Genomic DNA, 21,032 nt, shown 5'->3' on the forward strand with positions numbered 1-21,032 from the left:
TTATGTATAAAATAACCTTAGCATTATATTTAGTATTCACGAGTGTATTTACTGTATCGGCCTATGCTGATGAATCGCAAGATTTAGTCGCTATTCAACAAAAGTGGGCAATTGCTAATTATGAACTTAAAGATGACGCGCAAATAGATGCGTTCACGCAATTAAGTGAGCAAAGCGCGTTATTTGTTAAAAACTACCCAAATTTGGCACAAACGCATATTTGGAATGGTATTGTGTTAGCTAGTTTTGCAGGTGCAAAAGGCGGGTTGGGCGCACTTGGTTTAGCAAAAGAGGCAAAAACGTCACTCGAACAGGCGCTCTCAATTGACGGTACAGCACTCGATGGCTCAGCATACGCAAGCCTTGCAACGCTTTACAGTAAAGTACCTGGTTGGCCAATTGGTTTTGGTGATGATGACAAAGCTGAAAAATTATTTAAACAAGCACTCGCTTTTAATCTCGAAGGCATTGATACTAACTACTTATATGGTGAATACTTGTACGATGAAGGCGATTACAAAGAAGCGAAAGCACGTTTGCTAGCAGCCCAAGCTGCGGGTCTCCGTGATACTCGCGCTAAAGCAGATGAGTACCGCCAACAAGCAATAAGCCAGCTATTGGCAAAAGTAGACAAAAAACTTAAAAGATAAACGACACAATGCATTTATTACTCGTTGAAGACGATCATTTAGTGGCGCAAGGGCTTATTCGCTCTTTGCGTCAAGAGGGTTATAGCGTAGAGCACAGTGGAACGATAAAACATGCCCTAGAATGCCTTTCAAGTGGTGAAATTGAACTCGTTATTCTCGATTTAGGATTGCCAGATGGTGACGGTTCACTGGTTTTAAAGCATATTAAAGCACAAAAAAAAGTAATTCCAGTGGTCATTTTAACCGCTCGCGGCAGTATAGACGACAAAGTGCAAGGGCTTGATATGGGCGCTGATGATTACCTTGCAAAGCCGTTCGACCCTGCAGAGTTATTTGCTCGACTACGTGTGGCAAGTCGACGCGTTAATCAAACTCAATCGAGTTTACTGCAATGCGGGGAGGTGGTCATAGACAGCTCTGCTCATACGGTGACACTCAATGGAGAGTCACTGACATTACCGCGTAAAGAATACATGCTTTTAAAAGCGTTAATGGAAAACCAAGGTCGTGTGCAGTCAAAACAACAACTCGAAAACAAACTTTACCAATGGGGTGAAGAAGTCGGCTCTAACGCGATAGAAGTACACATTCACCACCTTAGAAAAAAATTCCCTAGCGACTTTATTAAAACCTTACGTGGCATTGGCTACGTGGTTGGCAAGCGCTAGAGCGTGTTTATCTTTCGAGGTTGAAAATGTCTATTCGTAAACGTCTGACCTTAATTTTACTGTCTATGATGGTGCTTACGTGCTTTTTAGCATTAGTAAAAGGCTATCAAAAAAGTATGCATCATGGTGAAAACTTGCTTGATGATGAGCTTAAAATAGTTGCAGGGGTTTTAATTGAACAGCCATTAGCAATAACCACAAGTGCAGTGCAAGTAAGTAATAACAGCGCTCAATTGTTGTATCAAATTTGGCAAGGTACGACATTGCTTAGCGGCTCGATGAGTTTAACGAATAACCAAACCAGTTTTAACGAAGGTTTTCAAACTGCCAACATAGCAGGGCAACGTATGAGGGTCTTTGTATTAAATAAACATGCACGCAAAGTGATTGTGGCCGAGCCAATGGCAAAACGATTTGAGCTTGCTGAAGCTGTTATTTTATCGGCAATGTTACCTATGTTGTGGGCAGTCCCTTTACTTGCTATTTTTATCAGCTTTTTTGTTAAATATGCTCTTGCACCACTTACTCGACTCTCGAAGCAATTGGCCCTTCGTCAAGCGAATGATTTTACGCCAATTAACTGGCAAGTGACTGATGAAGAAATTAAACCCGTTATTAATCGCTTAAACGACTTATTTAAACGGGTAGAAACCGCCTATTTAAGAGAGCGTTTTTTTGCCTCAGATGCAGCGCACGAATTGCGCACACCGCTTAGTAGCTTAAAAATAAATGTGCATAATTTAGCAAACAAACAAAACGTGCTGCAAAATAATGAAGAGCTACAAGCGATGTCGCAAGGTATTAATCGCTTGAGTAATATTGTCGAGCAAATGCTGATTTTAGGACGTACTCAACCAGAGCAGTGGCAAAAACAGTTTAGCGAGCAATCCTTACTAGCGATTACACAACAGTCTGTGTCGGAGCAATACGACAAAATAGATGCTAAAAATCAGACTATTTGCCTCGAAGGTGACGACTTTATAATTAACGGAGATGAATTTACTCTCACTACGCTTATCTCTAATTTACTCAGCAATGCTATAAAGTACACGCCTGATAATGGTCAAATTATTATTAAATTAGCATCAAGTAGCACAGGCTTTAGTTGGCAAATAGATGATTCGGGATCAGGCATGACTGAGGAGCAAAAAGAGCGAGTATTCAATCGTTTTTACCGAGTGGGTGGCGATCAGCACCCCTCAGGCGAGCAAGGTGCAGGTTTAGGCATGGCAATCGTGCAGCACATCATTGCTATTTATGATGCAAAAATAAAATTAAAAGATAGCGCTCTGGGTGGATTGAGAGTGAACGTTACTTTTACAGGAGCTCAATGTGACTAAACGCTTACTTAATCAATGCATGTTCCTTTTATTGTTGTTGTCGCTTAATGCTAAAAGTAAAGAGTATCTTATAGTTTTAAAAGATCACTTGTTTTATCCCTCGCAAATTATTATTCCGGTGAATAAAAAAGTAAAATTATTAATAGAAAATCAAGATAGTACGCCAGAAGAGTTTGATAGTTTTGATCTAAATAGAGAAAAAGTACTCTATCCAAACCGTAAAAGCGTGATTTATATAGGGCCGTTGAGTAAAGGGCATTACGAATTTTTTGGTGAGTTTTCACCAAATACAGCAAGAGGCGTTGTTATCGTTAGCAATGAGGGGACGCAGCATGCTGATAACTAGTTTAGTAATGAGCCTCAATCAATTACTACCTGTGGCTATTTTATTAGTATTGCTGCAAGTAGTTGCAAAGCAAAGTAGGGCGCAGGTGTGGTTTGCTTTAGTAATTGCTGCAGTAATGTCATTTTTGTACATGCAAAGTGCGTCGTGGGTGAGTCAGTGGTTTGAACATCAAGGCTTAGAATATTCACAAATAGGGCTTTGTGTTAGTGCATTTGTTGCTGCTCTCGTATTTGCTATAAAGCAAAAAACAGCCGCATTTTATGTCGCAGTGATAAGTACAACAACATTATATTTAAGCCATTATATTATTTATCTCACCAGTTTTTGGCAAAACAGCGATGTGGGCCAAAGCTTGTTTATTGGCACTTTATTAGGCGTTGGGATTTGTTTGAGCTTTAGCGTTTTACTGTATTTTTTTATGAACGCAATTAAACAGCGCTTTGGTATTTACCCGCTGTTAGTGTTACTTGCTTTAAATAGTGCCGCTAAGTTATTAGTAGCGTTGGATTTAGCAAGCCAAATAGATTTAATAACAAACACTGCAACAGTATGGGATTTACGTGACATATTAAGCGAAAACTCTGAGCTGGGCCGTGTTCTGCGTGCTCTTGTGGGTTACGAGGCAACGCCTGATTTTATAAGCGTACTTATTTATAGTATGAGCAGCACATTATTTTTATCATTTTGTTACTTTATTCCGGCATCAATAACTGAGGAACGTGTATGAAAGCAATCAACCTATATTTAGCACTTATTTTTACTGCTTTTTGTTTGTTGTTATTGCCATATAAAGCAAATGCAGATGGTATTGTTGTTGATAAGGTATACCACCCGTATGTGTTACCTTTTGAGCGTGAATTTGAGTGGCGATTAGTGTCGCATCAAACAGATAGTGGCAACTTGTTAGCGCAACGCCTAGGTATGGGGCGGGCTATAAACGATACAATGGCGCTTGAGGGATATTTAGTTGGTGAGCGAGATGATAATGGTGACTTTGGTCTTGAGGCCTACGAGCTTGAACTACGCTGGCAATTAATTGAACAAGGTAAGCTATGGGCGGATTGGGGCGCACTATTTGAACTTGAGAAAAAGCACAACGAAGATATATACGAAGCGACATCAGGTTTTGTAATCGAAAAAGAATTTGGTAAAACGAGTGTTACCATGAATGCCTTTTTAGTCTATGAGTGGGGGCAAGATATAAAAAATGAATGGGAAACAGAGTTCAGAGCGCAGTATCGCTATCGTTATCGCTCTGCCTTTCAGCCAGCGCTCGAATTATATGTGGGGGAAGATTTTGTTGGTATTGGCCCTGGGTTTATAGGGTTGCATAGGTTTGCAGGCCAAAAACAATTAAAGTGGGAAGCTGGTTTTATTTCTGAAATAAGCCAATCAGAAAAGAACCATAGCTTTAGGCTCGCGCTAGAGTTTGAATTTTAAGAATAAAAAAGTGATAAATGTTTATTATTCAGTAGTGGATAAGTACTTGACATATTTTTCGAAATCTATATAGTGGGCTGCAGCTAGAAAGAAAGCATGTAAGCTATAAATCTCCATTTCGATGTTGTATAAGTAATACTTGTAGTACCGTCCTGAAGTTTTTAAAGTACCATCTCATTTTTTGCTACACCCGCTCATATGAGCATATTTTTTATTTTATATCAGGATATTACAATGTCTAACATCGTATCAGGTACAGTTAAGTGGTTTAACGAGTCTAAAGGTTTTGGTTTCATCGAGCAAGAAAATGGCCCAGACGTTTTCGCACATTTCTCAGCAATCAAAAGCGAAGGTTTTAAAACTCTTGCTGAAGGCCAACGTGTAGAGTTTACTCTTTCACAAGGTCAAAAAGGTCCTCAAGCTGATAACATCACAGCTGTATAATTTTACTTTTTAAGTAAAATGAAAAAAAGCGCTTAAGGCGCTTTTTTTGTGCCTGAAACAAACCTAACTTATTCAACAACCACGACCTAATACCAAGGATCACAATTAAAGTGCTTCGATTTGACCCCAAGGTCTAATATAAACAACTATTAAGTGACAGGGTCACGTGGTTAATAAAAAGCCTCTATAGCTTTAATTAGTAAAAGCCTAGAAGAAAGCGAGTTCAAGCACCGCTGAACTAATACCACTTATTGTTAGTCATTTACCTCACCTGCACATCATTTAATTCAAAAGCCGAGTGTAATTTAACTCATTTATCGTAAGGGCTTCTTTTAGTTTTGCTCACTTCTTTGTGCGCTTCTTCCATTTTTTCTATAAGAACTTTATCTGTATCTTTATTTGCAGCTAAATAAGCAACCGTTGTTAATGCATCTATTTTAAAAATAAATTTTAAGTGGCCAGGTTTAAGTTTAAAGTGATCACTATATTGGAGCATATAAAGCGGGTCATCCAATATTAGGTCTACTTTTTTGGCTAGTAGTAACTTATAAGAATGCTGTATATCTGAAGTTATAACGCCCTCAAACCCCATTTTAGTGAGAGTTTGGGTTGAGAAGTCGTTATGTTGCATAGCTATTTTGTAATTTTTCGCTTGGTTAATATTATTGATTACTATATCGGTTCTGTCTGATAGCCCAACAAACCCCATTTCAAAGCGACCAATTTCCCCTACCCACTGAAATTGATCTTCACGTTCTGGCGTTCGAGCAATGCTGTAAATAAACGCGTTTTTCTTCTCGCTTACCATTTTATAGGCGCGGGCCCAAGGGTACATTTGTATGTTTGGCGTTAAATCAGCCTGTTTAAATATATCTCTTATGTACTGTGTCCCTTTACCTTGAACTTCACCGTCTATTAAAACTTGATTAGGTGGCGCTAATTCTGTAACAACGAGTAAAGGCTCTTCAGCTAAAGTACTAAATGATAAAAAAAGGATAAAAAAGGTCAGATTATATTTCACTACAACTAGTCATTTTTGGCTTGAAAACACTTAATTAAGTGTGGTTTAAAATTGTTAAATTTACAAAGTATTAGCGGTTAATTGAGTTGTAAAAATCTCATAATGAAAATAAATAGAAGGATATAAGAAGAAAGGTTACTTTATTAAAGCCCTAAAACGATAAAAGGGCCTTGCGGCCCTTGGTGAAGTATCGTTCAAATCAGATAGTGCTTTAACCCCTTAAAGCGCTATCCTATTGTTTTGCAACACCGGTCATTTGTCTCTATCAGTTTCTAAGCTAGCGAGAGGAAAAAACCAGCAATTGCTGCGCTCATAAGGTTAGCCATAGATCCTGCTAACACTGCTCTGAGCCCTAAGCGTGCGATATCCTTCCGCCTGCTAGGCGCCATACCGCCTAACCCACCTAGTAAAATGGCTATCGATGATAAATTAGCAAACCCACAGAGTGCGAATGTAACAATCGCTTGTGTGTGTGCGCTTAACGTATCGCGATAATTTATAAAGTCTAAGTAAGCAACAAATTCATTTACTACTATCTTTTGACCAATAAAACTGCCGGCTATAATTGCTTCATCCCATGGTACACCAAGTAACCATGCAACTGGGGCAAATACATAACCTAAAATTTCTTGTAGTGTTAATGTTGGATAATCAAACCATCCACCAATACCACCTAATAAACCGTTTAGTAACGCAATTAATGCGACAAAGGCAAGTAACATTGCACCAACATTAAGTGCTAAGTGCATACCATTTGCTGCACCAGATGCCGCAGCATCAATTACATTTACAGGTTTATCTTCATCATCTAAATCTAAATCGGCTAAGTTATCCTTAGGTGTTTCAGTTTCTGGTACGATCATCTTGGCCATTAAAAAGCCGCCAGGCGCTGCCATAAAACTTGCTGCTATTAAATACTTAAGCTCGATACCAATAATAACGTAACCGGCCATTACAGAGCCTGCTACTGTGGCTAGGCCACCAACCATAACTGCAAACAATTCTGATTTTGTCATCGTTGCAATAAATGGTTTAACAATAAGTGGTGCTTCAGTTTGGCCAACAAAAATATTGGCTGTTGCTGAAAGTGATTCTGTGCGTGAGGTTTTCAATAATTTTTGTAAACCACCGCCCAAAATCTTAATGATCCAGTCCATAATGCCAAGGTGATATAACACAGCAACCAATGCTGAGAAAAACACGATAACGGGCAAAACCTGAATCGCAAAAATAAAACCAAGTGTGTCCTGTGAAGCAAGCGGGCCAAATAAAAACCCAATACCGTCGTTAGCATAACCAATAACTGATGAAACGGCTGCTGACATGCTCGTTAATACATTTTTTCCTGCTTCAAAAAATAATACAAAACCGCCAATAACAACTTGCATAGCAAACGCTATACCAACGGTTCTTAAATTAATTGCCTTGCGATTAGTCGAAGCAGCAAAAGCAATGCTCAGTAGCACACACATGCCTACTAAGCTCATAAATGTTGTCATACAAATGTTTCCCGTTGTTATTCTTGTAGTAAATATTTTATCTTACTTTTAATAATATCAATCGCAACACGATTCATACCGCCTCGAGTCACAACTAAATCGGCGTTATGCTTCGAAGGCTCAATAAATTGATAAAACATCGGTCTAACAGTTGCTTGATATTGCTCAACAACGGATTGTAATGTTCTGCCTCGTTGCTCCATATCACGTTGCATACGGCGCATTAAACAAATATCTAAAGGTGTGTCTATAAACACCTTAATATCAAATTCTTTATTAAGTGCTTTATCACTCAATAATAAAATACCTTCAACAATGAGTATTTTTGCAGCGGGGACACGTCGTGTTTTTTCACTGCGTGTATGCTGCGCATAATCATAACTAGGTACTTCAACTGAGTTGCCACTGCGAAGTTGCGTTAAATGCTCTAACATTAACGCGTGCTCAAATGCATCAGGATGATCGTAATTCGTTTGCGTACGATGGGCCATCGGCAAATGCGACTGATCCTTGTAATAAGCATCTTCTTCAATAATGGCGATAGCGCCTGGTTCAAGCTCATTAACCAATTCATTATAAATTGTTTGGCTAAAAAGGGATTTGCCCGACGCCGATGCGCCTGCAATAGCTATAATAGTAGTTCGTGTCACTAAAGTTCTCACCCACACAGAAGGATATATTGTTGGTAGATCACAATAGCAAAAAAGACACGATTAATCTCTTTTGCTTCGCTCAGAACGTAAATTTATAATGTTTAGGTTTTATGAAACAGGACTTTTGTCCTGTACGGAAAATTCCAAGAGCAGATAAAGTAACCACCTAGAAACAAAGTGAGGTCAAAATGACAAGAGCAATTATCTTAATGGCAGATAGCCTAGGAATCGGTGCAGCACCAGATGCAGATAAATTTGGTGATCTTGGCGCAAATACATTCGCTCACTTACTAAAAGCATATTACGACGAAACAGGTATTGCGTTGTCACTTCCTAATTTATCTAAACTAGGATTAGTTGATGCGTGTGAAGCTGCCGGTGGCGAACCGTGTTTAATTTTAAATCGCCAAGCACCACAAGGTGCATGGGGTTACGCTAAAGAGATATCAAGCGGTAAAGACACACCATCGGGTCATTGGGAAATGGCGGGGGTTCCTGTGTTATTTGATTGGGGATATTTCCCAAAAACACAGCCTAGTTTTCCGCAAGAATTTATAGACGAGTTTATTGCTCGTACGGGTATTCCTGGCATTTTAGGCAATTGTCATGCATCAGGAACGACCATTTTAGAACAGCTAGGTGAAGAGCATGTAAAAACAGGTAAACCAATCTGTTACACCTCAGCTGATAGCGTGTTTCAAATAGCCGCGCATGAAGAGTCATTTGGCCTAGAGAAGCTTTATCAAGTTTGCGAAATCGCACGGGCGCTACTTGATGAAATGAACATAGGACGAGTGATTGCGCGGCCATTTTTGGGTTCAAATAGTCAAGACTTTGCGCGAACGGGTAATCGTCGCGACTATTCAGTACTCCCGCCAGCACCTACGTTGCTAGATGTATTAGCAAAGGACGGCGGCGAAGTAATTAGTATTGGTAAAATTTCAGACATTTACGCGCATCAAGGCATAACCCAAAAGCATAAAGCACCAGGGCTTATGAACTTGCTAGAAAAAACCAGCGAAGTAATGAAAAGCGCGCCAGATCGCAGCTTGATTTTTACTAACTTGGTTGATTTTGATGAAAAATTTGGTCATCGCCGTAACCCAGTAGGTTACGCGAAAGCATTAAAAGAATTTGATGACTATTTACCTACTATACTAAATCAGTTAGACGCAGATGACATATTAATGATCACTGCAGATCACGGCTGTGACCCTACCTTTCCAGGTTCAGAGCACACCCGTGAATACGTACCCGTTATTGCATATCAACCGGGTATGAGTAATACACCATTAGGTGAACGCAACAGCTTTGCAGATATAGGTCAAACACTGGCACAGTGGTTTAGCTTATCTGCGCTTGATTACGGCGACAGCTTTTTAAATGAGTTAACAACGCCAAATAAAAAGGAAAACAATTAATGAGTACTCCGCATATCAGTGCAAACGTTGGTGATTTCGCCGAAACAGTATTAATGCCAGGCGATCCGCTACGTGCGCAATATATTGCTGAAAACTTTTTAGATGATGCAGTACAAGTGACAGGCGTGCGTAACATGTACGGTTTCACTGGTACTTACAAAGGTAAGCCAGTAAGCATTATGGGTTCAGGCATGGGTATTCCATCAATGTCTATTTATGCGCGTGAGCTAATTGTAAGCTTTGGCGTTAAAAATATTATACGTATTGGTACGTGTGGCGGTATTGGTACAGATATAAAAATCCGTGACGTAATTTTTGCACAAGGTGCAAGTACTGATTCAAACGTAAACCGTGCTCGCGTTCGTGGCTACGATTTTTCTGCTATTGCTAACTTTGAACTGCTTTTAAACGGCGTAAACGCTGCAAAAGAGCTAGGTATTAAAGCTAAAGTAGGTAACGTATTTACAACCGACACTTTCTACCAAGCAGACGACTCTTTTTATAAAGATTTAGACAAGTTAGGCATGCTAGCTGTAGATATGGAAACAGCCGGTTTATACGGCGTTGCGGCTGAATACGGCGCAAACGCAATGGCATTATTTACAGTAAGTGATCACGTGATCACTGGCGAAGCAACACCTGCTGATGAGCGTCAAAGTACGTTTAACGAAATGGTTAAAATTGCATTAGAGTCAATAGCTTAAATAATACATAACAGTTCCTTGGTAACGTATTCACTAAGTTTTGGAGACACGCCCAAAGTGAAGTGAGACTAAACCTCCAAAGCCGCATTTTATGCGGCTTTTTTTATGTCTTTATTTTTGATATTTATTCAACTTTGATGCAGAGAAACCTAAACTCAGTAATATTAGTTAAATTTTTGTAATTATTTGTATTTATTAAATCATTTTTCTATTTTAACACTAATAACTTATTACTATTTTGTATATATTTAGTACTTAAGTGGCGACTTTTAAGTGGTTTTAAGGTAATTTGTTATACTATATGTGAAATTAGTATTAGGCTGTTCGGTAAATGTTAATAGTAGACAGTGGACGTTCAAAAAACTTAATTTTTCCTGAAGAATGTTTTCAATACGATATAGCTAGTTATCATTTCCATTTTCAGCCTATTTATTGCTTAAAAACGGGAAAAATTAAGCTATACGAAGCGTTATTACGTAACAGCGAATCGACTACCAATATTGAAAAAACTGTGATGGCATTAATTTCACAAGGAAAAGAGGATTTATTAACATTGCACACGCTTAGTGCAGTAAAGCCGTTCTTTTCAGATAATGTAAAAAGCCCATTTAGTTTTTCTCTAAACTTTGAACCCGCACAAATTGCCTCGTCTAGATTTCCTGCACTCGTAAAATACTTTTTTAATCGCTTTAATATACCCAAGCAAAATGTGATGCTGGAGATTACTGAGCGCGCCTGCTCTACAAAAATGTACCAATCAATGATTAAAAATATAGAAAAGTTAATTACCGAAGGGTTTGCTTTTGCAATGGATGACTTTGGTACCGGTATGTCTAATTTTGAGTTGTTATCGCAGCTAAATATAAAACTAATTAAAATTGATGGCTGTTTTATTAATAGCGCATTTGATAATAGCTACTCTAAAAGTATTATCGAAATGGCAGCCACCTTTAAAGAAAAGTTTAATTGCTCAGTGTGTATAGAGGGTCTAGAAACTCAAGAGCATATTGATTTTGTTAAAAAACTGAACTTTTGTTTTGGTCAAGGCTATGCACTTGCAAGACCAGCACCGCTTAGCCCTATTTTTGCGTAAATAAAAGATCACCTCGCTCTAATTTCCCCTGTAAGTTCACTTAGCTTAGTGCTAATGTTTACCTTATAAAGCTTACTTTTGCAGTGAGTAATGTTTAAATTACATATTAACTCGCTTAATTAAGTGAGCTATTTTGAGGTAAGAAAATCGTGTCGATAATAAGGCAAAAATTTCGTTATTTATTCTATATCAGAAGTTTTTAACGTAGTTAACGTCAGGTTTAATCCCTCAAATTGATTAAGTATTTTTGCGGGTTGGTATTATTGATAGTTAAACTCTGGAGTCAAATATGTCGAACTGGGTTGATGCAAGCGTAAAAAAAGTAACGTGGTGGAACGAAACGCTTTTTAGTTTAACGTTAAACGCCGATGTTGAGCCATTTAAAGCAGGGCAATTTACAAAACTTTCAGTAATGGATAACGACAAACGTATCGCGCGTGCATATTCATACGTAAACTCTCCCGAAAATAACGATTTAGAATTTTACTTCATTAACGTAGCCAGTGGTTTACTATCGCCACGCTTAGCCAAGTTGCAGCCAGGTGATACAGTTTTAATTGAGCGTCGTGCAACAGGCTTTTTTACCTTAGATGAAATACCACAAAGCGAGCAACTTTGGATGCTTAGCACTGGCACTGCTATCGGCCCATTTTTATCAATGCTACAACAATCTGAAATATGGCAAAAATATCAATACATCAATTTAGTACATGGCGTACGTTATAATAACGATTTGAGCTATCAAGAGCTTATTAATGAGTTGCTAAAACAGTACCCTGATCAGCTTAACTATATCCCCGTTGTTAGCCGTGAGAAGCCATTACAGGGGCTAAATGGTCGTATTACCAATGCTATCGCTAATAAAACCTTATTTGAACACGTAAAACTAAGCCCAACTGCAAATAATGCTCAGTTTATGATTTGTGGAAACCCGCAAATGGTTAAAGACACAACCGAGTTACTTGTAGGGCAAAACTTTAAGCGAAACCGCCGCAGAGAGCCTGGTCAAATAACGGTTGAACAGTACTGGTAAAGAGGTGTTTAGCAGCATGCGCGCACTGCAAGTACATAATAACTACCCGAAAACTCTAAAATTTGCTATGTTGCGTGACTAACAACGTTTAGTGTTCATATTAGGAAAACTATGAAATCGTTATCTATTATTTTTGCTTCATTAATTACCTGTTTGGCATTGAGTAGTTATGTTGCTGCTCAGCAATCTGAATCAGATGAAACTAAAAAAGCAAATACAGAACAAACGACAAACGATAAAGTCAACACGCTAGAATATTCAGCGCCTGTGCTAAAAAAACCAATTGTAAACAATACTAAAGTTGATGACTCTAAAGTATTGGGCAGTGAAGCTGCGCAACCAGTTACAAAACTTAAAAGTAAAATAGAAAAAGCAGCGGCTGTAGCGCAAGCTGAAAAAGTAGTGGCGCAAGCAAAAGAAGCACTAACAGCCAAACAACAAAGTAAAGCAAAGCAGTCGCGCGAATCACTTACTGTGGTTGAGCAATTAATTAAAGCCTATAATGCACGAAACATAGAAGAATTTATTCGTGTATATGCTGAAGATGTAGAGTTTTATATTTTCCCTAATGAGCTATTATTTAAAGGAAAAGAAAAGCTAATAGCACGTTATGGGCTAATGTTTAAAAAGCTAAAGTGTATCCACTCATCGCCTATTAAACGTATAGTGCATGGGGATATAGTGATTGACCATGAGTTATCAGAAACTTGCTCAACCGACGAAAACGTCGTAGATAAACGTTCAGAGCTTGTATCTAGTTATCAAATTAAAGACGGAAAAATAATCCGCGTATTATTTTTTCGTTAAAGGATCATTATGCAAATAAGTGAAGAAAAAAAAGTCCGTTTAATGTATCGAGTTGAGCCAGGTTGCTTAGGACCTGATGGTGCAAACCATATAGAAGATTTTTGTCGCTTTGCGAATAAGCATATTAAGTCGCCGTATTATGGTCAATTTGTATTTTTACCACGTTACGATAAGCAAGTCGGTGAGCGTCAATATAGCGTAAACAGCCGAAATTTATCTCAAGCGCAGGCTAAAGCATATTTAAATCACTTTGAAATAGAAATTGAGCATTTTGAAGAGCAGCTTGATGAATTGCTTACTAAAGCGATTGATTTATACTTTAAGCGCTAACATTTTTACAAAGCGTAGCGCCGTATTCTATGTAGGCGTAGAGCTTGCTCACGGCAGAAACGCAGCCTCTAATTATTTACCCATTTAAAAACTGCGTTTTTATACGCCAGCAAGCTGCGAGTCTACAAGTCAGAGTAAATAATGGAACGCATTTCATGTAGGCGTAGAGCTTGCTTACGGCAGAAGCGCAGCCTCTAATTATTTACTTATTTAAAAACTGCGTTTTTATACGCCAGCAAGCTGCGCGTCTACAAGTTAGAGCAAGTAATGAGGCCGAGTTTAAACATTTTCATCTAGGCGTAGAGCTTGCTTACGGCAGAAGCGCAGCCTCTAATTATTTACCCATTTAAAAACTGCGTTTTTACACGCCAGCAAGCTGCGCGTCTACAAGTTAGAGCAAATAATGGAGCCGTATTTCATGTAGGCGTAGAGCCTGCTCATGGCAGAAACGCAGCCTCTAATTATTTACCTATTTAAAAACTGCGTTTTTACACGCCAGCAAGCTGCGCGTCTACAAGTAATAGCAAATAATGGAACGCATTTCTGTAGGCGTAGAGCTTGCTCACGCGAGAAGCGCAGCTTCTAATTATTTACCTATTTAAAAACTGCGTTTTTACACGCCAGCAAGCTGCGCGTCTACAAGTAATAGCAGACAATGCGACGGGTTTAAACATTTTCTTGTAGGCGTAGAGCTTGCTCACGCGAGAAGCGTAGCTTCTAATTATTTACCTATTTAAAAACGGTGTTTTTATACGCTAGCAAGCTGTGCGTCTACGAATGAGAGCAAATAAAGGAATGTATTTCTTGTAGGCTAGAGCTTGCTCACGCGAGAAGCGTAGCTTCTAATTACTTAAATGCTACAAAAAGGGCATACGCCCTTTTTTATCAGCCTAATTAAACTGGCTCACCGGCCACAATGGTATTAAAGCTATCGTTATCATGCAGGCTTGCAAACGCGCTTTCGTGTAATAATTCGTTTCGTAGATTAGGTGAATAATCTAATGCCATTTTTATATCAGCCAAGGCATCTGCGTGTTTATGTGTAAGCGCATAAGCACAGGCGCGTTGCCAGTAAGCGTAGCCATAATCGCTATCAATATCAATGGCTTGATTGCATAGCTCAATTGCTTGTGCAGTTTCGTTAATCTCTAATAATGCATCGGCTTTATAAGCAATTGCTTCTACATCTTCTGGTTTTCGTTGTAAAATTTCGTCAAATATTTCAATTTTATTGGCAAAATCACTTTCTAAATTTGCGCGCATCCACAGAGAATGAACCTCATTGGTGATCGATATGCGTTCTTGGTTACTCAGTATTTCTTCAGAGCGCACACGTAATTTTTCCTCTAGAATTTTTAATCTATCCTCGTATTCATCAGTAATAACACTTACGCGTGTATTTACAATATCTTCTACTTTGTTTTTAACATCGCGTAGCGAATTCCAGCCAACCAATACTAAAATTGATGCTGTTGCGGTAATAATAAAAAATACATTATTAATCGTATCGGTGGTGTAAGTTATTGCACGATCGGCGGTATCAAGTTGTGCGTGAGTAACTTGTTTAGTGACATCTTCACGTAGCTTTTGTTGATCTTGACGTACGGCTTTTAATTCATCTAAAACATAGCGCTCCAAAAGCGGTTTATACATTGGCTCTTTTAATCGATTTAATTCTTGTTGTTGTTCTTGTGCTGTGAGCACATTAGCTTTTTGTTCTGCTGCGTTCACTGTGGCCGAAAAAAGTGTAAAGCAAACAAATAGTAATGACATGTAATAACGCATTGGTACGCCTAGTTAAATTAATTACGAGTATAACTTTAACACGCACAGCTAAAAGGCACAAAGCTAGCCAAGCCAAAAATTTTGCAAAAAAAAGCCAGTTCAAGGAGAACTGGCCAAAACTGCTTAAACAACAAAAAGTTGTAGGGAATCACAGGAGAATAAATTACATACTAACCGCATCTAACTGAACTATAACTTAATTTAATTCAATTAGTTAAAAACTTAAAAAAGGTAGAAAGTAAAGGTGTATTGGGCTTATGTAATACACCTTTATCATAATTACAATTTCATGGCGAAGGGGGGGGGTCCAATGTGGCTTGAGTAAACTAAAGCCACTTTCAAACCCTTCACATACCATTACGGCAAAATATTTCGATTCGATCACCACTATTTTAAAAAGATTGAATAGTTGAGTTCTAGGGCGTGTTGACCTTTGTGGATTGAAATTTGTTCAATCTAGGGGCGATTTAATCGCGGCGCGAGGTTTGTAACCTAGTGGGCTCGGTAACTGCTCCTGCGTTACTCTAATGGCTTACATCCCTGTAAGAATAAGTAAAAATCGAGCAACAAAGAGTTAATTGCCCCTAGAAAGAACCCAAAGGGCAGCGCATGTTTGGCATTTATGCTGCGTTATCGCCTATTTATGGGGAATAACCACACTGCATAGGCTCTGCCTTGCCTAAATACCAAACAGTCTGCTGCAAAATCAATCACGAAAGATCAACAGCCCCTAGGGCGTGTTGACCTTTGTGGATTGAAATTTGTTCAATCTAGGGGCGATTTAATCGCGGCGCGAGGTTTGTAACCTAGTGGGCTCGGTAACTGCTCCTGCGTTACTCTAATGGCTTACATCCCTGTAAGAATAAGTAAAAATCGAGCAACAAAGAGTTAATTGCCCCTAGAAAGAACCCAAAGGGCAGCGCATGTTTGGCATTTATGCTGCGTTATTGCCTATTTATGGGGAATAACCACACTGCATAGGCTCTGCCTTGCCTAAATACCAAACAGCCTGCCGAAAAATCAACCACCAAAGGTCAACACGCCCTAATACCCATCAAAATTATAAATCGGTGCAATCGTTTTAAACTGTGAGCCAGCGCTGGTATAGCATAATTTATACGCCTATATTAAGGATACGTAAGTTTTAGGTAGGCACACTGGGTGAGACGTAAGGCAATTAAATAAAAATAGCCGTTACTTTATTAAGCACAACATTAAGCATAAACGATGAAATTGATTAAGTATTTTTACTTTCCACAATAAGGATTTACAATGAGCAACTCTAAAACGGGTCAATGTCCGGTCATGCACGGTAGTAATACCAAAGCGTCTAATACCAATACAGATTGGTGGCCAAATGCCCTCAACCTCGACATACTTCATCAACACGATACAAAAACAACCCCATACGATAGCGATTTTAGCTACGCCGATGCATTTAAAACGCTTGATTTAGAAGCTTTAAAAACAGATTTAAAAAACTTAATGACGCAAAGCCAAGAATGGTGGCCAGCTGATTGGGGGCATTACGGCGGGTTGATGATCCGTATGGCATGGCATTCAGCGGGTTCGTACCGACTTGCCGACGGGCGCGGTGGCGGTGGTACAGCTAACCAACGTTTTGCTCCACTAAATTCATGGCCAGATAATGGTAACTTAGACAAAGCGCGTCGTTTACTTTGGCCAATCAAAAAAAAATATGGCAATAAACTCTCATGGGCCGATTTAATCATTTTGGCAGGTAACATGGCTTATGAGTCTATGGGGTTAAAAACCTTTGGCTTTGCAGGCGGTCGTGAAGATATTTGGCATCCTGAAAAAGACGTTTACTGGGGAGCTGAAAAAGAATGGCTAGCACCAAGTGATGGGCGCTACGCAAATGTAGACAAACCCGACACAATGGAAAACCCATTAGCGGCAGTACAAATGGGCTTAATTTATGTTAACCCTGAGGGCGTTAATGGCAAGCCTGATCCACTTAAAACCGCAGAGCAAGTACGCGAAACGTTTGCACGTATGGCAATGGATGACGAAGAAACGGCTGCATTAACGGTCGGTGGTCACACGGTAGGTAAAACACACGGGAACGGTAAAGCCGAAAACCTAGGCCCAGAGCCAGAAGCGGCCGATGTACATGAGCAAGGCCTTGGTTGGAATAACACCACCACACGTGGTATTGGTCGCGATACCGTAACTTCTGGTATTGAAGGTGCATGGACCACACACCCAACTAAATGGGATAACGACTATTGTAAACTACTGTTAACTTACGAATGGCAGTTAACAAAAAGCCCTGCAGGCGCTCATCAGTGGGAACCCGTTAATATTAAAGAAGAAGATAAGCCTGTTGATGTAGAAGATCCATCAATTCGATTAAACCCAATAATGACAGATGCCGATATGGCCATGAAAATGGATCCCGCGTATCGTAAAATTATTGAGCGTTTTTATAACGACTTTGATTACTTCTCAGACGTATTTGCTCGCGCTTGGTTTAAATTAACTCACCGCGATTTAGGTCCTAAATCACGTTATTTAGGTGCCGATGTGCCAAGTGAGGATCTAATTTGGCAAGATCCAGTGCCAACCGCTAACTACACACTAACTGACGCTGAAATTAGTGATTTAAAAACTACATTACTTAATTGCGGTATTAGCGCAGCCGATTTAATTAGCACAGCATGGGATAGTGCCCGCACGTATCGTGGTTCTGATCACCGTGGTGGCGCAAATGGTGCACGTATTCGCCTTGCACCGCAAAAAGATTGGCAAGGTAATGAGCCCGCGCGTTTAGCAACAGTGCTAAGCGCACTTAAAAAAGTACAAGCAGGTTTAAACAAGCAAGTTAGCATCGCCGACTTAATTGTTTTAGGCGGAACAGCCGCAGTAGAGCAAGCTGCTAAAAATGCCGGTGTTGATGTAACAGTACCGTTCGCACCAGGGCGCGGTGATGCCACAGACGACATGACCGATGCAGAATCGTTTGACGTACTTGAACCGATTCATGATGGTTTTAGAAACTGGCTTAAAAAAGACTATGTTGTATCTGCCGAAGAACTCTTGTTAGAACGTAGTCAGCTAATGGGGCTAAGCGCACCAGAAATGTCAGTGTTACTTGGGGGTATGCGCGTATTAGGGACTAACCATAATGGCAGTCAGCACGGTGTATTTACAAGTAATGTCGGCACCTTAAGTAATGATTTTTTTGTAAACTTAACCGATATGGCATACCGATGGGAGCCCGCAGCTAAAGGCTTATACGATATTGTAGAGCGTACAAGCGGCGAAACTAAATGGACTGCAACACGTGTTGATTTAGTCTTTGGTTCAAACTCCATTTTACGCGGGCTTGCTGAGTTTTATGCACAAGACGATAACAAAGAACGTTTTGTACACGACTTCGTAAATGCGTGGGTAAAAGTAATGAACACCGACAGGTTTGATATTAAATAAGCTGTGCGTTATATATTTGTAGGCGTAGAGCTTGCTCACGCGAGAAGCGCAGCTTCTAATTATTGAATCATTTAAAAACGGTGTTTTTATACGCCAGCAAGCTGCGCGTCTACAGGTAATAGCAAACAATAGAACGCATTTCTTGTAGGCGTAGAGCTTGCTCACGCGAGAAGCGTAGCTTCTAATTATTTACCTATTTAAAAACTGCGTTTTTATACGCCAGCAAGCTGCGCGTCTACAAGTCAGAGCAAGTAATGGAATGTATTTCATGTAGGCGTAGAGCTTGCTCACAGCAGAAGCGTAGCTTCTAATTATTTACCTATTTAAAAACGGTGTTTTTATACGCCAGCAAGCTGCGCGTCTACAGGTAATAGCAAACAATGGAACGCATTTCTTGTAGGGGTAGAGCTTGCTCACAGCAGAAGCGTAGCTTCTAATTACTGAATCATTTAAAAGCTGTGTTTTTATACGCCAGCAAGCTGCGCGTCTACAAGTCAGAGCAAACAATGGAACGTATTTCTTGTAGGCGTAGGGTTTGCTCACGCGAGAAGCGCAGCTTCTACACATTAGAGCAATCTATGCGGCGGGTTTACGGATTTTTATTCATCACCCATAAAAAAACGGGGCTAAATTTAGCCCCGTTTTTGTAAGCAATTAGAAAAAGCGTTTACGATTTTTTCTCTTCACAACTTGAAAGGTATTCGTCAAACGTACCTTGGAAGTCGATTACTTCTTTATCTTTTATATCAATAATACGTGTCGCTAATGATGATACAAACTCTCGGTCATGGCTTACAAAAATAAGCGTACCTTCAAAGTCTTTAAGCGCATTGTTAAGCGCTTCAATTGCTTCCATATCCATGTGGTTAGTTGGTTCGTCCATGACAAGTACGTTAACGTCCTGCATCATTAACTTACCAAATAACAGGCGGTTTTTTTCACCACCAGAGCAGTTGCGGGCTTTTTTGTTTGAATCGTCTGCGGTAAACAACAAGCGGCCTAACATGCCACGAACCATTAAATCGTTGTGCTTAGCAGTGCGCCATTGCGACATCCAATCAAACAAGGTTAAATCGTTATCAAAATCTTTTGTGCTGTCTTGTGGGCAATAACCAAAGGTCGCATTTTCAGACCATTTAATTTCGCCCTCTAAACTTTTTAGCTCATCTACTAAACAGCGTAAAAAGGTGGTTTTACCCACACCATTTTCGCCAATAACCGCAAGCTTAGCGCCGGCTTCTAGTAATAAGTCGCCACCAGTAAATAACGTTTCGCCATCAAAACCATGGCCAAGTTTATTAACTTCAAGCGCTTGACGGTACATTTTTTTACCTTCGTCAAACGAAAGCGATGGGCTCATACGGCTTGACGATTTAACTTCATCAAGCTTAATTTTATCCATTTTTTTAGCGCGTGAACTTGCTTGTTTAGCTTTTGACGCGTTAGCACCAAAACGGTTAACAAAGTCTTGTAGCTCGTCGATTTCAGCACTCTTTTTAGCGTTTTCAGCTAAAAGTTGCTCGCGTTGTAGGCCCGCAGCTTCTAAAAATTTCTCGTAGTTACCAGGGTAAATACGCAGCTCGCCGTAATCAATATCGGCCATGTGTGTACATACCGAGTTTAAAAAGTGACGGTCATGGGAAATAATAATCATCGTACATTTACGTTTGTTAAGCTCGTTAGCAAGCCACGTAATGGTATGAATATCCAAGTTATTGGTAGGCTCATCGAGTAGCAAAATATCAGGGTTTGCAAACAACGCTTGTGCTAAAAGTACGCGTAGTTTCCAACCTGGCGCTACGTTTGCCATTAAACCGTAATGAAATTCTTTATCGATACCCGCTTCAAGCAAAATTTCTTCTGCGCGGCTCTCTGCTGTATAGCCGTCCATTTCAGCAAATACGCTTTCAAGATCGGCTACTTTCATGCCGTCTTCTTCGCTCATTTCTGGTAATGAGTAAATACGTTCGCGTTCTTGCTTTACTTTCCAAAGCTCCACGTCACCCATAATTACCGCGTCTACAACGCTGTATTGCTCAAAAGCAAACTGGTCTTGGCTTAGGTTACCAACTTTTAACCCTGGAGTAATAGAGACATTACCCGCACTTGGTACAAGCGCACCGCTTAAAATTTTCATGAAAGTCGACTTGCCGCAGCCGTTAGCGCCAATTAAACCGTAACGGTTACCGTTACCAAATTTAGCTGAAATGTTTTCAAACAACGGCTCTGCGCCAAACTGCATCGTAATATTTGCGGTGGAGATCAAAAAAGGTAATCCTAGAATTAGTACTGACAGGAGTACGCTGCAGCAACACGCCACAAACAAGAACCAGACAATAGGGTAA

Annotated in this window: 20 protein-coding genes; 15 read left to right on the forward strand and 5 right to left on the reverse strand. The window is 39.7% G+C overall.

Going from position 1 to position 21,032, the window contains the following annotated elements; genetic code table 11:
* Positions 1-2: 2 nt before the first annotated feature.
* From ACJJVZ_RS00470 to ACJJVZ_RS00500, 7 genes are all read left to right on the forward strand, one after another.
* Complete coding sequence (locus tag ACJJVZ_RS00470; RefSeq protein WP_405597172.1) at positions 3-650, forward strand: hypothetical protein; 648 nt, start codon at positions 3-5, stop codon at positions 648-650.
* Between the two features lie 8 nt (positions 651-658).
* A complete protein-coding gene (locus tag ACJJVZ_RS00475; RefSeq protein WP_405597175.1) occupies positions 659-1,318 on the forward strand; it encodes a response regulator in 660 nt (219 codons plus the stop codon).
* A 26-nt stretch (positions 1,319-1,344) separates the two neighbouring features.
* On the forward strand, positions 1,345-2,658 hold the full coding sequence (locus ACJJVZ_RS00480; RefSeq protein WP_405597177.1) for an ATP-binding protein: 1,314 nt from the start codon (positions 1,345-1,347) through the stop codon (positions 2,656-2,658).
* The gene (locus ACJJVZ_RS00485; protein ID WP_138585573.1) at positions 2,651-3,004 is read left to right on the forward strand and encodes a cupredoxin domain-containing protein; all 354 of its coding nucleotides are present in this window, start codon (positions 2,651-2,653) and stop codon (positions 3,002-3,004) included. The genes ACJJVZ_RS00480 and ACJJVZ_RS00485 overlap by 8 nt, the downstream gene beginning before the upstream one ends.
* The gene (locus ACJJVZ_RS00490; RefSeq protein WP_193156808.1) at positions 2,991-3,731 is read left to right on the forward strand and encodes an iron transporter; all 741 of its coding nucleotides are present in this window, start codon (positions 2,991-2,993) and stop codon (positions 3,729-3,731) included. The genes ACJJVZ_RS00485 and ACJJVZ_RS00490 overlap by 14 nt, the downstream gene beginning before the upstream one ends.
* Positions 3,728-4,444, forward strand: coding sequence for a hypothetical protein (locus ACJJVZ_RS00495; RefSeq protein WP_193156809.1), 717 nt, complete (start codon positions 3,728-3,730; stop codon positions 4,442-4,444). Before ACJJVZ_RS00490 ends, ACJJVZ_RS00495 begins: the two co-directional genes overlap by 4 nt.
* Positions 4,445-4,678: 234 nt before the next feature.
* Positions 4,679-4,888 carry a cold-shock protein gene (locus ACJJVZ_RS00500; RefSeq protein WP_002959120.1) on the forward strand — a complete coding sequence of 70 codons (210 nt, stop codon included), beginning with the start codon at positions 4,679-4,681 and terminating at the stop codon, positions 4,886-4,888.
* Between the two features lie 310 nt (positions 4,889-5,198).
* Here the strand turns inward: ACJJVZ_RS00500 and ACJJVZ_RS00505 are convergent, their stop codons facing one another.
* The 3 genes from ACJJVZ_RS00505 to udk all read right to left on the reverse strand — a co-directional run bounded on the left by ACJJVZ_RS00505 (position 5,199) and on the right by udk (position 8,058).
* A complete protein-coding gene (locus ACJJVZ_RS00505; RefSeq protein WP_171037498.1) occupies positions 5,199-5,909 on the reverse strand; it encodes an ABC transporter substrate-binding protein in 711 nt (236 codons plus the stop codon).
* 272 nt (positions 5,910-6,181) lie between these two features.
* Entirely contained in the window at positions 6,182-7,408 is a 1,227-nt protein-coding gene (locus ACJJVZ_RS00510) for a NupC/NupG family nucleoside CNT transporter (RefSeq protein WP_077535428.1), read from the reverse strand.
* Positions 7,409-7,425: 17 nt separating this feature from the next.
* Positions 7,426-8,058 (reverse strand): uridine kinase, encoded by a 633-nt coding sequence (gene udk / locus ACJJVZ_RS00515; RefSeq protein WP_077535429.1) that lies wholly within the window; start codon positions 8,056-8,058, stop codon positions 7,426-7,428.
* Positions 8,059-8,249: 191 nt separating this feature from the next.
* On the opposite strand from udk, the gene ACJJVZ_RS00520 reads away from it, so the two are divergent.
* From ACJJVZ_RS00520 to ACJJVZ_RS00550, 7 genes are all read left to right on the forward strand, one after another.
* A complete protein-coding gene (locus ACJJVZ_RS00520) occupies positions 8,250-9,482 on the forward strand; it encodes a phosphopentomutase (RefSeq protein WP_405597182.1) in 1,233 nt (410 codons plus the stop codon).
* Positions 9,482-10,186, forward strand: coding sequence for a purine-nucleoside phosphorylase (gene deoD / locus ACJJVZ_RS00525; protein ID WP_077535431.1), 705 nt, complete (start codon positions 9,482-9,484; stop codon positions 10,184-10,186). Before ACJJVZ_RS00520 ends, deoD begins: the two co-directional genes overlap by 1 nt.
* Positions 10,187-10,517: 331 nt before the next feature.
* A complete protein-coding gene (locus ACJJVZ_RS00530) occupies positions 10,518-11,279 on the forward strand; it encodes an EAL domain-containing protein (protein ID WP_405597185.1) in 762 nt (253 codons plus the stop codon).
* Positions 11,280-11,568: 289 nt separating this feature from the next.
* Positions 11,569-12,312, forward strand: a complete 744-nt coding sequence (locus tag ACJJVZ_RS00535) for a ferredoxin--NADP reductase (protein ID WP_405597188.1) — start codon at positions 11,569-11,571, stop codon at positions 12,310-12,312.
* Positions 12,313-12,423: 111 nt separating this feature from the next.
* Complete coding sequence (locus tag ACJJVZ_RS00540; protein ID WP_405597190.1) at positions 12,424-13,119, forward strand: nuclear transport factor 2 family protein; 696 nt, start codon at positions 12,424-12,426, stop codon at positions 13,117-13,119.
* Between the two features lie 9 nt (positions 13,120-13,128).
* Positions 13,129-13,449, forward strand: coding sequence for a hypothetical protein (locus ACJJVZ_RS00545; RefSeq protein WP_138585581.1), 321 nt, complete (start codon positions 13,129-13,131; stop codon positions 13,447-13,449).
* A 306-nt stretch (positions 13,450-13,755) separates the two neighbouring features.
* A complete protein-coding gene (locus ACJJVZ_RS00550; protein WP_405597193.1) occupies positions 13,756-13,926 on the forward strand; it encodes a hypothetical protein in 171 nt (56 codons plus the stop codon).
* Positions 13,927-14,343: 417 nt separating this feature from the next.
* Here the strand turns inward: ACJJVZ_RS00550 and ACJJVZ_RS00555 are convergent, their stop codons facing one another.
* Positions 14,344-15,234, reverse strand: a complete 891-nt coding sequence (locus ACJJVZ_RS00555; RefSeq protein WP_405597195.1) for a tetratricopeptide repeat protein — start codon at positions 15,232-15,234, stop codon at positions 14,344-14,346.
* A 1,272-nt stretch (positions 15,235-16,506) separates the two neighbouring features.
* On the opposite strand from ACJJVZ_RS00555, the gene katG reads away from it, so the two are divergent.
* Positions 16,507-18,687, forward strand: a complete 2,181-nt coding sequence (gene katG, locus ACJJVZ_RS00560; protein ID WP_405597198.1) for a catalase/peroxidase HPI — start codon at positions 16,507-16,509, stop codon at positions 18,685-18,687.
* A 667-nt stretch (positions 18,688-19,354) separates the two neighbouring features.
* On the opposite strand, the gene ACJJVZ_RS00565 is transcribed toward katG, so the two are convergent.
* Complete coding sequence (locus ACJJVZ_RS00565) at positions 19,355-20,953, reverse strand: ABC-F family ATPase (RefSeq protein WP_405597201.1); 1,599 nt, start codon at positions 20,951-20,953, stop codon at positions 19,355-19,357.
* Between the last annotated feature and the right edge of the window lie 79 nt (positions 20,954-21,032).

It is taken from the genome of Pseudoalteromonas sp. Ld19, assembly GCF_045064135.1.
In the GTDB taxonomy this organism is placed as follows: domain Bacteria; phylum Pseudomonadota; class Gammaproteobacteria; order Enterobacterales; family Alteromonadaceae; genus Pseudoalteromonas; species Pseudoalteromonas aliena.

What these genes read in the sequence shown, in the direction of transcription:
- ACJJVZ_RS00470 (WP_405597172.1), top strand. Translation starts at nt 3, where the DNA reads ATGTATAAAATAACCTTAGCATTATATTTAGTATTCACGAGTGTATTT.
- ACJJVZ_RS00475 (WP_405597175.1), top strand. Translation starts at nt 659, where the DNA reads ATGCATTTATTACTCGTTGAAGACGATCATTTAGTGGCGCAAGGGCTT.
- ACJJVZ_RS00480 (WP_405597177.1), top strand. Translation starts at nt 1,345, where the DNA reads ATGTCTATTCGTAAACGTCTGACCTTAATTTTACTGTCTATGATGGTG.
- ACJJVZ_RS00490 (WP_193156808.1), top strand. Translation starts at nt 2,991, where the DNA reads ATGCTGATAACTAGTTTAGTAATGAGCCTCAATCAATTACTACCTGTG.
- ACJJVZ_RS00495 (WP_193156809.1), top strand. Translation starts at nt 3,728, where the DNA reads ATGAAAGCAATCAACCTATATTTAGCACTTATTTTTACTGCTTTTTGT.
- ACJJVZ_RS00500 (WP_002959120.1), top strand. Translation starts at nt 4,679, where the DNA reads ATGTCTAACATCGTATCAGGTACAGTTAAGTGGTTTAACGAGTCTAAA.
- ACJJVZ_RS00510 (WP_077535428.1), bottom strand. Translation starts at nt 7,408, where the DNA reads ATGACAACATTTATGAGCTTAGTAGGCATGTGTGTGCTACTGAGCATT.
- ACJJVZ_RS00520 (WP_405597182.1), top strand. Translation starts at nt 8,250, where the DNA reads ATGACAAGAGCAATTATCTTAATGGCAGATAGCCTAGGAATCGGTGCA.
- deoD (WP_077535431.1), top strand. Translation starts at nt 9,482, where the DNA reads ATGAGTACTCCGCATATCAGTGCAAACGTTGGTGATTTCGCCGAAACA.
- ACJJVZ_RS00530 (WP_405597185.1), top strand. Translation starts at nt 10,518, where the DNA reads ATGTTAATAGTAGACAGTGGACGTTCAAAAAACTTAATTTTTCCTGAA.
- ACJJVZ_RS00535 (WP_405597188.1), top strand. Translation starts at nt 11,569, where the DNA reads ATGTCGAACTGGGTTGATGCAAGCGTAAAAAAAGTAACGTGGTGGAAC.
- ACJJVZ_RS00540 (WP_405597190.1), top strand. Translation starts at nt 12,424, where the DNA reads ATGAAATCGTTATCTATTATTTTTGCTTCATTAATTACCTGTTTGGCA.
- ACJJVZ_RS00545 (WP_138585581.1), top strand. Translation starts at nt 13,129, where the DNA reads ATGCAAATAAGTGAAGAAAAAAAAGTCCGTTTAATGTATCGAGTTGAG.
- ACJJVZ_RS00555 (WP_405597195.1), bottom strand. Translation starts at nt 15,234, where the DNA reads ATGCGTTATTACATGTCATTACTATTTGTTTGCTTTACACTTTTTTCG.
- katG (WP_405597198.1), top strand. Translation starts at nt 16,507, where the DNA reads ATGAGCAACTCTAAAACGGGTCAATGTCCGGTCATGCACGGTAGTAAT.